General features: G+C 39.8%; 7 protein-coding genes. 6 read left to right on the forward strand and 1 reads right to left on the reverse strand.

Annotated features, from left to right (window positions below):
* The first annotated feature begins 341 nt into the window (after nucleotides 1–341).
* The 5 genes from G3T18_RS09010 (at nucleotide 342) to G3T18_RS09030 (ending at nucleotide 13,788) form a co-directional block, all read left to right on the forward strand.
* Nucleotides 342–5,108, forward strand: coding sequence for a PAS domain S-box protein (locus G3T18_RS09010; protein ID WP_224410217.1), 4,767 nt, complete (start codon nucleotides 342–344; stop codon nucleotides 5,106–5,108).
* 89 nt (nucleotides 5,109–5,197) lie between these two features.
* Nucleotides 5,198–6,157: a diguanylate cyclase gene (locus G3T18_RS09015; protein ID WP_224410218.1), complete on the forward strand. Its 960-nt coding sequence runs from the start codon at nucleotides 5,198–5,200 to the stop codon at nucleotides 6,155–6,157.
* A 26-nt stretch (nucleotides 6,158–6,183) separates the two neighbouring features.
* The gene (locus tag G3T18_RS09020; protein ID WP_224410219.1) at nucleotides 6,184–9,246 is read left to right on the forward strand and encodes an ATP-binding protein; all 3,063 of its coding nucleotides are present in this window, start codon (nucleotides 6,184–6,186) and stop codon (nucleotides 9,244–9,246) included.
* Nucleotides 9,247–9,318: 72 nt separating this feature from the next.
* Nucleotides 9,319–11,814: a response regulator gene (locus G3T18_RS09025; protein WP_224410220.1), complete on the forward strand. Its 2,496-nt coding sequence runs from the start codon at nucleotides 9,319–9,321 to the stop codon at nucleotides 11,812–11,814.
* Between the two features lie 48 nt (nucleotides 11,815–11,862).
* Complete coding sequence (locus tag G3T18_RS09030; protein WP_224410221.1) at nucleotides 11,863–13,788, forward strand: adenylate/guanylate cyclase domain-containing protein; 1,926 nt, start codon at nucleotides 11,863–11,865, stop codon at nucleotides 13,786–13,788.
* A 322-nt stretch (nucleotides 13,789–14,110) separates the two neighbouring features.
* Here G3T18_RS09030 and G3T18_RS09035 read toward each other — a convergent pair whose 3' ends face one another.
* Nucleotides 14,111–15,241, reverse strand: coding sequence for a J domain-containing protein (locus tag G3T18_RS09035; protein WP_224410222.1), 1,131 nt, complete (start codon nucleotides 15,239–15,241; stop codon nucleotides 14,111–14,113).
* Between the two features lie 580 nt (nucleotides 15,242–15,821).
* On the opposite strand from G3T18_RS09035, the gene G3T18_RS09040 reads away from it, so the two are divergent.
* The gene (locus G3T18_RS09040; RefSeq protein WP_224410223.1) at nucleotides 15,822–16,124 is read left to right on the forward strand and encodes a WGxxGxxG family protein; all 303 of its coding nucleotides are present in this window, start codon (nucleotides 15,822–15,824) and stop codon (nucleotides 16,122–16,124) included.
* Nucleotides 16,125–16,167: the final 43 nt, after the last annotated feature.

The following is a 16,167-nucleotide window of genomic DNA, read 5'->3' on the forward strand; positions in this document are numbered from 1 at the left end:
TTTATAACTGGTTAATTGTTGTAAAACAGTTAAAGGTAAGCAATGATACAGTTACCGCCAACCACTCCCAGCGAAGATCGAGAGGCGATCGCCTCTAGCATAGCGAGAACTCTCCTCTCCCCGCAGCCAAGACTGCTGAGTAATTATAGTTATTATCAGAAAAGCTAAATCTTCTCAGTTGTGAAGATTTTTTTTTGTTGAAGTTAATCAAGGTAGATAAATAATAATTGCTCTTAAGGCGATCGCTCGGCTGAACGGGTTTACCATAGTAGAGTGAAAAAGTCTCTGTTTCTCGCCTTGTCATGTTGCCCAATTTCTTAAACGCTGTTGTGAGAAGTTATTTGAAAAAAGCTCGTTTACGGACGATCTTAATTGTCCCCTTTGTTTTGCAAATTGTCGGGACAGTAGGATTAGTGGGATTTTTATCTTATAAAAATGGAGAAGAAGCCGTAGAAAACTTGGCTTGGCAGTTAATTGAACAAGCAAATGAGCGAATTAATAGTCGCCTCGATGATTATTTGCAAAAACCTCATTTGATTAACCAACTTAATGCTAATTCTCTAGAATTAAACCAATTAAACTTGCAAGATTTTGAGCAGCTCAAGCGTCACTTCTGTCGGCAAATTAACTCTTTTCCTTCAATTACGGCAATTTCTTATGCTAACAACCAAGGTGAATATATTGGCTGTGGTTTGAGTAATGGTACAAATTATATTACTGTCCTAAAAACAAGCGATCGCGGAGTTCGCCGAAACTACATTGCTGACCAAGAAGGCAATCCGCTTAAATTATTTAATATTATACCTAACTACGACTCACGAGAGCGTCCTTGGTATCAAGCAGGAAAAAAAGCAGGAAAACCAACTTGGGGACCTATTTATTCATGGATTGTTTATCCCACAGCAGGAATTAGTGCGGTTGCGCCAATTTATACAACTACTGGCGAGTTTCAAGGAGTTTGGATGATTGATTTAACTCTAGAAGAAATTAGTAACTTTCTCCAGGGTTTAGAAGTTTCTCCAAATGGCAAAATATTTATTATCGAATTTTCAGGCGATTTAGTTGCTACTTCTACTTCAGAAACTCCTTTTCTTGCCAGCAGTTATGGGAATAATACCGAAAGATTGTCAAGTTTAAATAGCCAAGATAGCTTGATTCGCGCTACCACCAAAAAGTTAATCAATTTGTTTGGGGAAAGCTTAAAAATTAAGGCGCCAAAACAATTGATGTTTTCCGATCGAGGCAAAAAAAATTTTGTGCAAATTATGCCTTATCAAGATGATAAAGGCTTAAATTGGCTGATAGTGACAGCGATTCCTGAATCAGATTTTTTGGCAGAAATTAATAAAAATAATCGCCAAACAATTTTACTTTGTCTGGTTGCAGCGATTGTCGCCACAGGTTTGGGTATTTTAACAGCACGCTGGATAACTAAACCAATTATTGAATTAAACGCTGCGGCGAAAAATATTGCTAAGGGTGATTTTCAACAACAACTGAAAGTAAAACACGATGATGAAATAGGCGAGTTGAGCCAAGCATTTAACCAAATGGCAGTGCAATTACAAGAATTATTTCAAGCATTGCAAGAAAGCGAAGCTAAATTTGCCACATTCTTGAACAGCGTACCTGTGGGAATATCGGTTTTTGATGCTAGGGGGAAAGTAGTAATTGTCAATCAAATAGGTGAAAAAATTCTTGGTGATGCTTCTTTGATTAGCTTAGACAGAGAAGATTTCTCAGCAGCATACCAAATTTATCTTAGTGAAACCGAGCAACTTTATCCGAGGGAAAAATTACCAGTTGTCCGAGCTTTAAAGGGAGAAACTGTCTTGGTTGAAGATATGGAAATTCGTCAAGCTGATGGAAAAATCATCCCTTTAGAAGTAAGAACTACGCCTGTTTTCGATCGCCAAGGTGAGGTTATCTATGCGATTAATGCCTTTATTGATATTAGCGATCGCCGCCAAGCTGAGAAAATTCTCGCTGAATACAATCATCGTCTCGAAACAGAAATTGTCCGCCAAACTCAGGAATTACGGGCAAGTGAAGCAAAATTTCGGGCGATTTTCAATTGCTCATTTCAGTTTATGGGCTTACTACAACCTGATGGTATTGTCCTCGAAGTTAATCAAACAGCGCTCGACTTTGCTGGGATAACTCATGGAGATGTAGTCGGTAAGCCATTTTGGGAAACTGACTGGTGGACAACTTCCCCCGCAACTCAACAGCAGTTACAACAGGCGATCGCCAAAGCCGCCCAAGGCGAATTTATTCGTTATGAAGTAGAGGTACAAGGAGGCGATCGCCTTGCAACCATCGACTTTTCCCTGCGTCCAATTTTTAACGACAAAGGACAAGTGACACTTTTGATCCCCGAAGGACGAGATATTAGCGATCGCAAACAAGCAGAACTCGATCTCCTTGAAAGAGAAACTATGTTGCGGACTATCGGCGATAACCTGGAAAAAGGCTTAATTTACCAGTTGGTGCGCGAAGCAGACGGAAGCTATCATTTTTCTTACATTAGCGCTGGAATCGAACGTTTGCTCGGAATCAAACCAGAAGAAGTAATCCGCAATCCCCAAGTTTTACATAATTTGATTCTCCCAGAAGACCGCTTGCTTAACGATCGCTTAACCGAAGAGTCGCTGCAAAATCTCTCAGTTTACGAAATGCAGATGCGTAAGCGAACCCGCAATGGTGAAATACAATGGTCGCAACTACGTTCTGTTCCCCGTCGGCTTGGTGATGGACGAGTGATTTGGGACGGAATCGAAATGGACATTACCGAGATTAAAAAACAGGAAGCCGCCCTGCGCGATAGCGAAGAACGCTTTCGTCGGGCTTTTGAAGATGCAGGAATCGGTATAGCGCTAGTTTCTCTCGAAGGACGCTGGTTAAAAGTTAATCATCGCTTGTGCGAAATTGTCGGTTATACCGAAGCCGAACTGCTGAACTTAAGATTCCAAGATCTTACCCACCCCGAAGACTTAGAAACTGACTTAGAATATGTCCGCCAATTGCTAGCAGGGGAAATTTCTACATACGAGATGAAAAAGCGATACTTTCATCAACAAGGACATCAAGTTTGGGTACAGCTTAATGTTTCGCTGCTGAGAGACGAGCAACAACAACCGCGTTATTTTATCTCTCAGGTTCAAGATATCAGCGATCGCCAACTCGCAGAGCAAGAGTTACGCGACAGTGAAACCAAATTCCGTGAATTGGCAGAAAATATTCGCGAAGTTTTCTTTATTATTTCCCATAGTGGGAAAATGATTTATATTAGCCCCGCCTACGAACAAATTTGGGGACGCAGTCGCGCTAGCTTGTACGAAAATCCTCGTTCTTGGTTAGAGTCAGTACATCCAGAGGAACGACCGCAAATAACCATAGCCCTGAATGGTCAAATTAACGAAGGGATCGAATTTGACCAAACCTACCGCATTATTCGTCCAGAAGGAGAAATACGTTGGATTCGCGCTCGTTCTTTCCCGGTACAGCAGGAGTTAAAAACATCTTACCGCTTTGTCGGATTTGCAGAAGACATCACCGAGAGAGTCAATACAGCCCAAAAACTGCAACAAGCCAAAGAAGCCGCCGATGCTGCTAACCAAGCAAAATCCGAATTTTTAGCGAATATGAGTCACGAAATTCGCACCCCCATGAATGCTGTCATCGGTTTTACCGAATTGCTACAAGGAATAGTAACTGAACCCCAAGCGCGTACTTACCTCAATAATATTGTCGCTAGTGGTAATACGCTATTAGCTTTAATCGACGATATCCTCGATTTATCAAAAATCGAAGCCGGAAAACTAGAACTGCAATTTGAACCTGTCAATTTGCGAAATTTAGTTAGAGAAATTCAGGAAATTTTTCTTCAAAAAGCTAGAAAAAAGAATTTGTTATTGCAAACCGAAATCGATGATTCCGTCCCCACAGTGATTATTTTTGACGAAGTGCGTCTGCGGCAAATTCTCTTTAATGTTGTGGGTAATGCGCTTAAGTTTACCGAAAAAGGCTATGTGAAAATATTAGTAACCAGCGAACAGTTATTAGTTAATAGCGAGCAATTCCCAGGAAATCCCCAATCAGCAAACAACTGTCAAATTATTATTAGCGTTCGAGATACCGGAATTGGCATTAGTCCTGACGAACAGAAAAAGATTTTTGCCGCTTTCCAGCAAAGTAAAGGACAAAGCATCCGCAAATACGGTGGGACGGGTTTAGGATTAGCAATTACGAAGCGATTAACGCAAATGTTAGGCGGTAAAATTGAGTTAGAAAGCGAACTAGGGCAGGGAACTACTTTTAGATTTATCTTTCCCAAAGTTACTTTTACTGCTACGTCTCAGGTTAGGGTTAAACCAAACTTACAAGCAGACTTAAATTCATTTGCCGCAGCAACAATTTTAGTTGTCGATGACGTACAATCAAACCTAGATTTAATCGCTGGTTATTTTTCTGGTAGCAAACACAGGCTGCTGTTTGCGCATAACGGACGAGAAGCAATTGAAAACGCGATCGCCCACCAGCCCGATTTAATTTTACTCGACTTGTGTCTGCCTGACCTGAAGGGATTAGAGGTAGCACGAGTTTTGCAACAAGAGTCCTTAACTAAAAATATCCCGATTATGATTGTTACAGCTTCTGTTTCCCAAAAGGACGAAACTTGGATACAGCAGTTGACTAACGGTTTCTTGCGTAAACCCTTCACTCGCAACCAATTATTCGAGGAATTACGCAAAATTCTCCCTCAAGATGAAGATCCTAGCACTTTAGCAAAAGAAAACGACGATGTTGTCAATAGCGATCGGATTATCCTCCCACCCGATCCAGAAACTTTAGCCCGGATACCAGAGTTAGTCAGCAAACTACGTCAAGAGGAAGAAACCGCTTGGAAATCGATCGTGCAGACGATGAAAAAAAAAGAAATTAAAAAATTTAGCGAAGTCCTGCACCATCTAGCCAGAGAATATCACTCTCAGACACTTTTCGACTATGTTACAAAACTAGACAATCAGTTAACTAACTTTGATTGGGAACATTTACCAAAGACAATAGAAGAGTATCCGCAAATTTGGCGATCGCTTGAGCCGTAGTGGTTAAATTGTTAATTGGTAGTTGCTATAAGTTAATAACTGGTAAATGCGGATAAAACTCGACCTTTCACTTCTTAATTCTAATCGTAATGAGCACATTTCATCCCGAAGATTTTTTGGTTTTAGTTGTCGATGACCTTAATCAAAATTTACAGGTTATTGGCGAAATTTTGGAAAAACAAGGCTATGAAACCACTTTTGCTACCAACGGCGAACAAGCCCTTGCACGAATCAAAAGCGCCGATCCAGACCTAATTTTACTAGACTTAATGATGCCCGAAATGAACGGCTTAGAAGTTTGCCAAATCATCAAGAAAGACTTGCAATTTAAGGAGTTACCAATCGTTTTCTTGACGGCTAGTGACGAGAAAACAAACTTAATTCAAGCCTTTGAATTTGGCGCAGTTGATTATGTAACCAAACCTTTCCACGTACCAGAACTTTTAGCCAGAGTAAGGAATCACTTGGAACTAAAGCAAACAAGAGACCAACTCAAAAAAGTTTTGGAACAACAAAAACACCTAATCGCTAAATTAGAAAAATTAGCAACCACCGATCCCCTAACCGGAATTTTAAATCGTCGTCATTTCTTAAATATAGCAACCAAAGAACTGAGTCGTTACCATCGCTACAACTGCGGCTTTTCTTTATTAATGCTCGATCTCGACCATTTTAAACGAATTAATGATACCTACGGACATTCTATAGGTGACGAAGTTCTTAAAGCCATGACCGAAGCCGTGCTAAAATCTCTCCGAAAAGCAGATAGTTTCGGACGTTTTGGTGGAGAAGAATTTGCCATCTTACTCCCAGAAACCAACCTAGAAACTGCCAGAGAAGTTGCCGAACGCATTCGTCAAACCATCACCAAACTTACTATTACCCCACCAAACCAACTCGTGCAAATCACTGTTAGTATTGGCGTAACAACCTGTAAAATGAAAGATGAATCATTGGAAGTTTTACTACAACGTGCGGACAAAGCCCTTTACCAAGCGAAAAATTTGGGACGCGATCGCGTTGTTACTCACCTAGAAACTGACAACTAGATCGAGAAGTTTAGTAACAATTAACTATGGCTAAAATTAAATTTGTCACCTCCGAACCGATCGACTTGAGTAACTGCGATCGCGAACCGATTCATCTTCCGGGGAAAATTCAACCCCACGGAGTGCTTTTAGTTTTGCAAGCACCGAAATTGACAATTTTACAAGTTAGTGAAAATGTCGAACCAATTTTAGGCATTTCCGGAGAATCTCTACTCGGGAAAAAATTAACTACTTTATTTCCCGAACCAGAAGTTAATTTTTTAGCAGATTGTATTTTCCAAGACAAACTCGAATATCTTAACCCCCATCAGCTATTTTTTCAAATTGGCAAAAAAAAGATTATTTTTGAAACTGTAATCCATCGCTCGGAAACAGTCATTATTTTAGAATTAGAGCCAAAATTTAACGAGCAATCGACTCATCGTGCGGATTTTTATCATTTAGTTAAAGCTTGCCTAAAAAAAGTTACTAAAACAGCAACTTTTGCCGAATCAGCAGCAATGATTGTTCGCGAAATTCGGCAAATCACTGGATACGATCGCGTCATGCTATATCGCTTTGCAGCCGATCGCAGTGGTGTAGTAATTGCCGAAGACAAAAAGACTGAATTAGAAACTTTTTTAGGTTTGCATTATCCAGCTTCCGATATCCCCAACCAAGCTCGCAAATTATATGCTCAAAATTGGTTGCGAATCATTGTTGATGTTAACTATCAACCTGTCAAAATTGTCCCCGAATATAATCCTCTCACCAATGCACCTTTAGATCTAAGCAACTCAATTCTGAGAAGCGTTTCTCCAATTCATATTGAATATTTACAAAACATGGGAGTTGCCGCTTCTTTGTGCATTTCCCTGATCGATGACGACCAACTATGGGGCTTAATTGTTTGCCATCATTATCAACCAAAATATGTCGATTATGAAACTCGCAAAGCTTGCGAACTTCTCGGACAATTCATGTCAGTTGAACTCTTCAAGCAGCAACAACAAGATTTATTGCGCTATTCAGAACAAGTTAATATTATTCACAATCAACTCAAAAAAGGATTAGCCGATCGAAGCGAGTTTCAACAAATTTTTCAGCAAAATAGCAATCTCTTACTGGAACTGGTTAAGGCTAGTGGAGTAGTAATATATTTAGACGATCGCTTAACCTTGAGTGGTGCTACTCCCAGTGAAAAAAAGGTAGAAGAATTATTGCTTTGGTTGCGGAAAAATCAGCCTCAAGAAATATTTTATACCGATGAATTGAGCCGAATTTATCGACCCGCTCTCGCCTACAAAAAGCAAGTTAGCGGTCTATTAGCAATTTCAATTTTCGGCAATCGCACTTGTTATCAAATTGTTTGGTTTAGACCAGAAATAATCCAAACAGTTGACTGGGGAGGAAATCCCTATCAATCGATAACAACTATCGAAGAAAGTGGCAAAGTTCGCTTATCGCCTCGTCGTTCGTTTGAGTTATGGAAAGAAACAGTTAAAGGCAAATCTTTACCTTGGAATAAGTTAGAAATAGAAGCCGCAATTAAACTAAAAAATACCTTAATGTTAGCGGTTTTAGAATTTTCTCAAGCGGCATTAGAACAAGTGGTTCAACGTGCAGAAATTGCTAATCGCGCCAAAAGCGAATTTCTCGCAAATATGAGCCACGAAATTCGCACCCCGATGAATGCTATTCTCGGCTTTTGCGATTTATTACAAGGAATGGTAACTGAACCTAAAACAACTGCTTATGTGAGATCGATTGCCTCTAGTGGCAAAGCTTTATTAGCATTAATTAATGATCTTCTCGATTTATCTAAAATCGAAGCTGGGAAAATTGAACTGCATTACGAAGCCATCGATCTACGTTTGTTAATTCAAGAAATTCAAGAAGTTTTTTTTCAAAAAGCAATCGAACAAGGGTTGGATTTGTTAATAGAAATTGATGAAAAATTTCCGAGAGGAATTTGTTTTGAAGAAGTGCGGCTGCGCCAAATTTTATTTAATGTCGTGGGTAATGCTTTAAAATTTACAGAAGAGGGTTTTGTGAAACTTTACCTACGCTGTCAAACTTATACTGTAGCAGAAAATGAAAAAGTTTGGCTAGAAATAGTGGTAGAAGATACAGGAATTGGGATTGCTGCGGATCAACAAGAGCGCATTTTTGATGCTTTTGTGCAAAGCGAAGGACAAAGTACCCGTAAATATGGGGGAACAGGTTTAGGATTAGCGATTACCCGCCGCTTAACAAATATGTTAGGGGGAATGTTATTTTTACAAAGTCAACTAGGTAAAGGAAGTAAATTTATTTTTGTTTTCCCGGAAGTCGATATTTGCAGTATCCAATCAAAAAGTAAACTCTTATCAGATGGAGATGAAGACTTACATCGATTTCAACCAGCAACAGTGTTAGTAGTAGATGATGTCCAGTCTAATCGCGATTTGATTGAAAGCTATTTTGCAGGAAGCGAACATCAATTATTAATGGCGAAAAATGGTTCCGAAGCGATCGAACTTGCCCAAATTTACCACCCAGATATTATTTTTCTCGATCTACGAATGCCGATTTTAGATGGACGAGTTGCGGCTCATTATTTAAAGCAAAATCAGCAAACGAAAGATATTCCGATCGTGATTCTTACGGCTTCTGCTGTGAGTCATGATTATCAAGATTTAGAAGATTTATGTCAAGGATTCTTGAATAAACCGATTAGCCGCTCCCAACTAGTGAAACAGTTAGAAACTATTTTGCCCCAAAAAGAAAATTATTCTTACCACAAAAAGCCAAATTTGTCAAAAGAAATTCCGGAAGAAATAAGTGAAATAAATACAGAAAACCTCGACGAACTAATTGCACTCTTGCGGCAAGAAGAAGAGACAGTTTGGCAAGAGTTGCGACAGAAAATGAAAAGACGAGACCTGCGTGCTTTTGCCCAACGTTTGCACTCACTAGCCAGAGAATACCACAGCCGAGTGTTATTAAGTTATGCTACAACCTTAGAAACTCAACTTGCTAACTTTGACTGGAAGCATCTACCAGAGACGATCGAAGAGTATCCACAAATTTGGCGATCGCTGTCTTCAGTTACAAAGAATGAAAAATAAACAAAGAACCAGGGAGAATAAACAAGGAACGAATGATAATAAAAAATAGACGACTCCATCTAGTAACTTCCAATGAAATCATTTCACCCCGAAAAATTCCTGATCTTAGTCGTAGACGATATCCATCAGAACCTGATTGTAATTGGTAATATGCTCGAACAAGCAGGTTACGAAACTACATTTGCTACTCACGGAGAGCAAGCCCTAGGGCGCGTAGCGAGCGCAAAGCCAGACTTAATTTTGCTCGATTTCATGATGCCAGACATGAATGGGATTGAAGTCTGTCAAAAGTTAAAAGCTAATCCCCAACACTGCGAAATTCCGGTTATTTTCCTCACCGCCAGTAACGAGCAAGAAGATTTAGTAGAAGCATTTGAAAGTGGAGCCGCAGATTATATCTGTAAGCCCTTTCGTTCCTCAGAGGTACTGGCGAGAATCAAAACCCACCTGAATAACCGTAATTTGCAAAAAGCCTTAGAGAAACAAAAAAACGAGCTAGAGAAACAAATCGAAGATCGTCTGGCGGCAGAAGCACGACTCCGAATCGTGGAGCGAGCGATCGCGGCTTCTAGTAATGGAATTTTTGTCACTGATGCTCGCAGACCAAGTCAGCCAATAATTTACGTGAATTCAGGTTTTGAGCGGATGACAGGTTATACAGAAGCCGAGATAATTGGCAAAAATTTGCGCTTTTTACAGACAATTGAAACTGAAAAAGTTGCTCAACTCGAACAAGCCATGCAAGTAGGGAAAGATTATGACCTAGAACTACAAATTTTTCACAAAGACGGGACTTTATTTTGGAGCGAATTAAGTCTTTCTCCAGTCTACGATCGCGAAGGTAACTTAACTAACTTTATTGGCGTCCAGGTAGATATCACCGAGCGCAAATTTGCTGAGTTAGAACTGCAACAGGCAAAAGAAGCAGCAGAAGCCGCTAACCGAGCCAAAAGTGCCTTCTTAGCCAATATGAGCCACGAATTACGCACGCCGTTAAATGCGATTATCGGCTTTGCCCAATTGCTACGGCGCGATTGCCAACTAAGTTTGAAACAGCAAGAAAACCTCCGCACGATCGCTAGCAGTGGCGAACATTTGCTGAATTTAATTAACGACATTTTGGACTTATCAAAAATTGAAGCGGGACGCATTAATCTCAATAAAACCAACTTTAATTTACGGCAAATGCTAGAGGAACTGCGAGAAATGTTCCAGCTAAGAGCGAGACAAAAAGGTTTGCAGTTAAAATTCAACCTAGCCCCGAATTTGCCTGTGGGGATCGATAGCGATCGCGTCAAGCTGCGCCAAGTGTTAATTAACTTGCTGGGTAATGCTGTCAAATTTACTCAGGTTGGTGAGGTGAGTTTAACCGTGGAAAGCTTTCCCGCCAGGTTATTAGAGAATTACAAGCAAACAGAGAAGGATGTAGCGATCGTCTGTACAGTGCGGGATACTGGAGTTGGTATTGCTGGCGATGAATTAGAAAATTTATTTAATCCTTTTGTGCAGACTAAATCTAGTCTTAACAGTAACGAAGGAACCGGTTTGGGTTTAGCAATTTCTCGCAAATACGTTCAACTGCTCGGCGGTGATATCCAAGTTATTTCCGAAGAAGGAAAAGGCTCGATTTTTAGATTTCAGATAATCGTTACTCCAGTAGAAAAAGAAAGGATTGAAACAAAAACTTTCTCTCGGAAGGTACTTGCTCTGGCTCCCAATCAACCTCAAACTAAGATTTTAGTAGTAGACGATCGAGCTACAAACCGTCAATTGCTAGTGCAGTTACTCAGCGAAGTCGGTTTTCAAGTTCAAGAAGCAGCAAATGGAGAAGAAGCAATAGCTTGTTGGCAAAAATATTCTCCAGATCTAATTTTTATGGATATGCGAATGCCCGTCATGGATGGCTACGCAGCAACCAGAAAAATCAAACAACAAGCAGTGGAAAATTTGGCAAATAAGCACTCTTCAGTCAAAATTATTGCCCTGACAGCGAGTGCCTTTGAGGAAGAGAAAAGTTCGATCTTAGCCGCCGGGTGCGATGATATTATTTACAAGCCATTCCCCGAAGCAATTATGTTTGAAAAAATCGCTCAACATTTACAAGTTAGTTATCTTTACGAAGATAACTTTGAGACAAAAGAGCTAGCGAGTGAGTCAAATCAGATCGATTTTAGCGCTTTGCAAGCATTGCCCGAAGCTTGGTTAGGGGAAATAGAGGAAGCAGCGATCGCGTTAGACGAACCTAAACTAATTAAGGCGATCGAAAAAATCCAACTTCAAAATCCCCGTTTAGCTCTGGCGCTGCAAACTTATATCAACAATTTTGAATACCATAAAATTTTAGCAGCAATTACCGCTAACAACTCAGCAAACTCTAATAGAGGATCGAATTTACCTAACGATGAATGGATTGCCAATCTCAAAGAAGCAATTTGCGGCGCTGATTTCGAGACAATTGGCAACTTAATCGCACAAATTAAGCAGGAAAATGTAACTTTAGCTCAACGCCTTCAAGTATATCTGGATAATTTCGAGTACGAAAAAATCTTAACGGCGATAAATGAGTAAATTAGGGAGACAATAAAGAGAGAAAATAACTAGTAAGCAACAGCAACTATGAACAATGAAGACAACTCAACCAAACTAGGTGATGATTTTGCTCGAAAAACAACTGAGCGTTTGAGGGCAGATATTTTGGTAGTAGACGATACGCCAGCTAACTTGCGCTTGCTAGTTACTTGTTTGCGACAAAAAGGCTACAAAGTGCGACCTGTAACTGATGGGTATGCAGCTTTAAAAGCAGTGCAGCATTTTCAACCTGACTTAATTTTATTAGATATTTTGATGCCTAATCTCAACGGTTATCAGGTTTGCGAACAACTGAAAGCTAACCCAGAGACAAAAGAAATTCCGATTATTTTTCTCAGTGCGCTCAATGAAGCCTTAGATAAAGCTAAAGGTTTTCAAGTTGGTGGGGTAGATTATATTACTAAACCTTTCCAAATTGAAGAAGTCTTAGCTAGAGTTAAAAATCACATTTACCAGCGTTTATTGCAAAAACAATTACGAGAACAAGCCCAAATTCTTCAAAAACAAAATCAACGATTGCAAGCCACAATTCGCGAAAGTAAGTTGTTAGAAGAAAAGTTGTTGGCTGCGGAGAAAAAAATGCGTGGCGTATTTGAAGCAATGACGGATATTGTGATTGTTGTGAATTTCCAAGCAAACCAAGTTGGTAACATCGATATTTTACCAACTAATGCAGTTTGCATCGATGCGTCGAGTACGGATATTATTAATCAAACCATCGAACAATTTTTTCAACCAGAAACTGCTAGCCCGTGGTTGAGTATTTTTCAGCAAGTTTTAACCACCAAGCAAACCAATCATTTAGATTACAGTATTGAAACTGAGGAAAAATTAGTTTGGTTAGCCGCCGCAATTTCGCCCTTTGACGAAGAATCAGTAATTTTAGCAGCGCGAGATATTAGCGATCGCAAACAAGCAGAATCAGCTTTACGCATCGCCGAACAAAGATATCACAGTATTGTCGAAAACGCGATCGACGGCATTTTTCAATCGACTCCTGAAGGACACTATCTTAACGTTAATCCCGCATTAGCCAGGATTTACGGCTACAAGTCTCCTCAAGAATTAATTCAAAGTGTGGAGAATATCGATCGGCAAATCTATGTCGATCCTAACTCTCGCGAAGAATTTAAAGCCGCGATCGCCGCTAATAATTCTGTTTCCGGCTTTGAATCTCAAGTTTATCGTCGAGATGGTAGCATTATCTGGATTTCGGAAACTGCCCGTGCGGTTAAAAATGATACAGGCAAGCTATTATACTACGAAGGCATTGTTTCCGACATTACCGAACGTAAACTAGCTCAAAAAGCCTTAGAACTGCAAAAAGCACAAACCGAACAACTACTACTCAATATTTTACCTCAGCCGATCGCCGATCGCCTGAAAACTGGTGAAAGTCCGATCGCCGATCAATTTGAAGAAGTTAGCGTCCTTTTTGCAGATTTAGTCGGATTTACCCAATTTTCTGCCCAAAAAAAACCTACTGAGTTACTAGAATTTTTGAATGAAATTTTTTCCGAATTTGACCAACTAGCCTCTAACCACAGCTTAGAAAAAATCAAAACCATCGGCGACGCATACATGGTAGTTGGTGGTTTACCCATTCCTCGCCCTGATGCTACTGCCGCGATCGCCAAAATGGCACTCGATATGCAATCTTTTTTAGCTGATTTTAACCTTAAAAAACAACAAAACTTCAGTTTGCGAATTGGTATTCATACAGGCGCTGTCGTCGCTGGCGTGATTGGGATGAGTAAGTTTATTTACGATCTTTGGGGCGATACGGTTAATATTGCTTCTCGCATGGAATCTAGCGGAATCCCAGGAAAAATTCAAGTAACTTCTGCTGTTTACGAACGCTTAAAAACACAATTCAACTTTGAACAACGAGGCAAAATTTCCGTTAAAGGTAAAGGCGAAATGCTTACTTATTTGCTGATCGATCGACTTTAATTTTTGCTAACAGTTAGCACGTAGCCGCATTTACCAGTTCTCAGCGACCAGTTTATTCGCTAATTGCTTGTTGTCTCCAATCTCTACTGATAACTGAAAACCGATCCCTGATAACTGAAAACCGATCCCTGATAACTGAAAACTGATAACCGATCCCTAATAACTGAAAACTGAAAACCGATCCCTGATAACTGAAAACTGAAAACCGATCCCTGATAACTGATAACTGATAACTGATAACTGATAACTGATAACTGATAACTGATAACTGATAACTGATAACTGATAACTGATAACTGATAACCATCTCTGCCAATTCCTCTTAACGATAAATCCTGGGAACGATCAACTTTCGCAAAACTTGAAGTAACGAATGTAAATAATTTTTCTTAATAGCTTTGTTTTCAACTACTTGGGCAGCATAAATTAATTTATAATCTTCGTAAGCTACATTAATTCGTGAAGTTGCTTCCGTTGCTTTGGGATGGCGATTTAGGTCAGGATGCCACTTTCTAATTAATTTTTTATAAGCAGTTTCAACTTGGAGATGGTTAGCATTTGCTTTTACTCCTAAAACTGTCCACCAAGGAGAATTTTCCTGAAGAATGAGTTCTAATTCTTTGAGATTATGAATAGTAACTTTTGGGATTGTGGTTGAGTTATTTAAACTAGAAATTAGTTGTTCGGCTTGAGGAAAAAGAACTTTTGCCGGTATATCTGCCACCGGACAAGCAAAAGCACTTGTTAGTTGACAAACTTGACCAGTGAAAGCAGTAGCAGGTGTATCTTCCCAGCAACAAGCAAAAGGAGACAGCAGAGGAGACATTAATTGGTAAGCTTGACCTTTTAAGGAACTAATAGGTGCATCTTCCCAAGGACAAGCAAAAGGAGACAGCAGAGGAGACATTAATTGGTAAGCTTGACCTTTTAAGGAACTAATAGGTGCATCTTCCCAAGGACAAGCGAAATCAGACATTAATTGGTAGAATTGACCTTTTAACGCTGTTGCTGGTGCATCTTCCAAGCGACAAGCCAAAGGAGACATCAAAGGAGACATCAATTGGTAAGCTTGACCTTTTAACGCTGTTGCTGGTGCATCTTCCAAGCGACAAGCCAAAGGAGACATTAACGCGATCGCCAGTTGGTAGAATTGACCTGTTAACGCTGTTGCTGGTGCATCCTCCCAAAGACAAGCCAAAGGAGACATTAACGCGATCGCCAGTTGGTAGAATTGACCTGTTAACGCTGTTGCTGGTGCATCCTCTAACCCACAAGCAAACTCAAAAAATTCTCCTGTAAGTCTCAGCTTTGACTCACCAGTTGAAGTTAATCCTAGTTGAGTGACGATCTTCGGCTGCGATCGCGATCGCCCAGTTAAGGCTACAGATGCACCACAAAAACAGAAACCGAATAAGAATAGAGCTAGCAGCAACTCCTCAATTGTGGCAATCATTTCGACGCTCCTCTGACTGTTAGCCAAGTTTCCACCCCCAATAATTATCGGACACAGTGGGTCAAAAAAGAAGAAATTTGTAACAGAATAGAAACTATTGGGTGATTGGGGAGTGGGGCGATCGGTTACCAGTGAGCAGGTAAACGACTACCGACAAGAAAAAACTCCTAGTCCGTAATGAGCAACTAGGAGATCGAGAAAAAGATAAAAAGTAGGTTAGGTCTATCTACACTTCAACTTCAGTGATGTTATTTACAGAATTTCAGCTTAATCTCCCTAAATAAAGCATTTTAGTGAGATATTTTTCTGACTTAAATCGATTAGTTAAAATAAGATTATTTCGAGCAAGCATTTATTTTTAGCCAGAAAAATATTTTATTGGTTTAAACTCGCTCTAACTTTAGTTAGATGACAATCGTTCGTCGTCTGTTGGGTAGATTTTTCAAGAAATTATTCTTTCTTTAGATACAGGAGAGCCAACAAAAGTTTACGGCTAGAGAGCGATTAAAAGCAAGCTGAATTTTTTCTAGGATGATAATAGATAGTTAAAGAAAAAATAGTCAAGATAGGAAATTACAATATGAAACTTTCTAATTTATCTAAGTTAGCCGGAGCTAGTCTCTTAGCTGCTAGTTTAGCAGTTTTCCCGGCGATTTCTCCCGCTCAGGCACAAATCGATCCAGAACCAGAGATTTATGACGATGAATTGTATGATGAAGGATACTATGACGATGACTTTGACTGGGGCTGGCTGGGTTTGTTTGGTTTAATTGGATTAGCTGGTTTGGCTGGTCGCAAAAAGCGTAAAGAAACTGTTTATAATGATCCTGTAGTTGGCGATCGCGAAGTGACGACTACTAATTATCCTGATTATCGTCGGTAATTAATTGGTCTGACAACTCTAAGAATAGACGCGCATCAATTCG

This window comes from Oscillatoria salina IIICB1 (genome assembly GCF_020144665.1).
Taxonomy (GTDB): domain Bacteria; phylum Cyanobacteriota; class Cyanobacteriia; order Cyanobacteriales; family SIO1D9; genus IIICB1.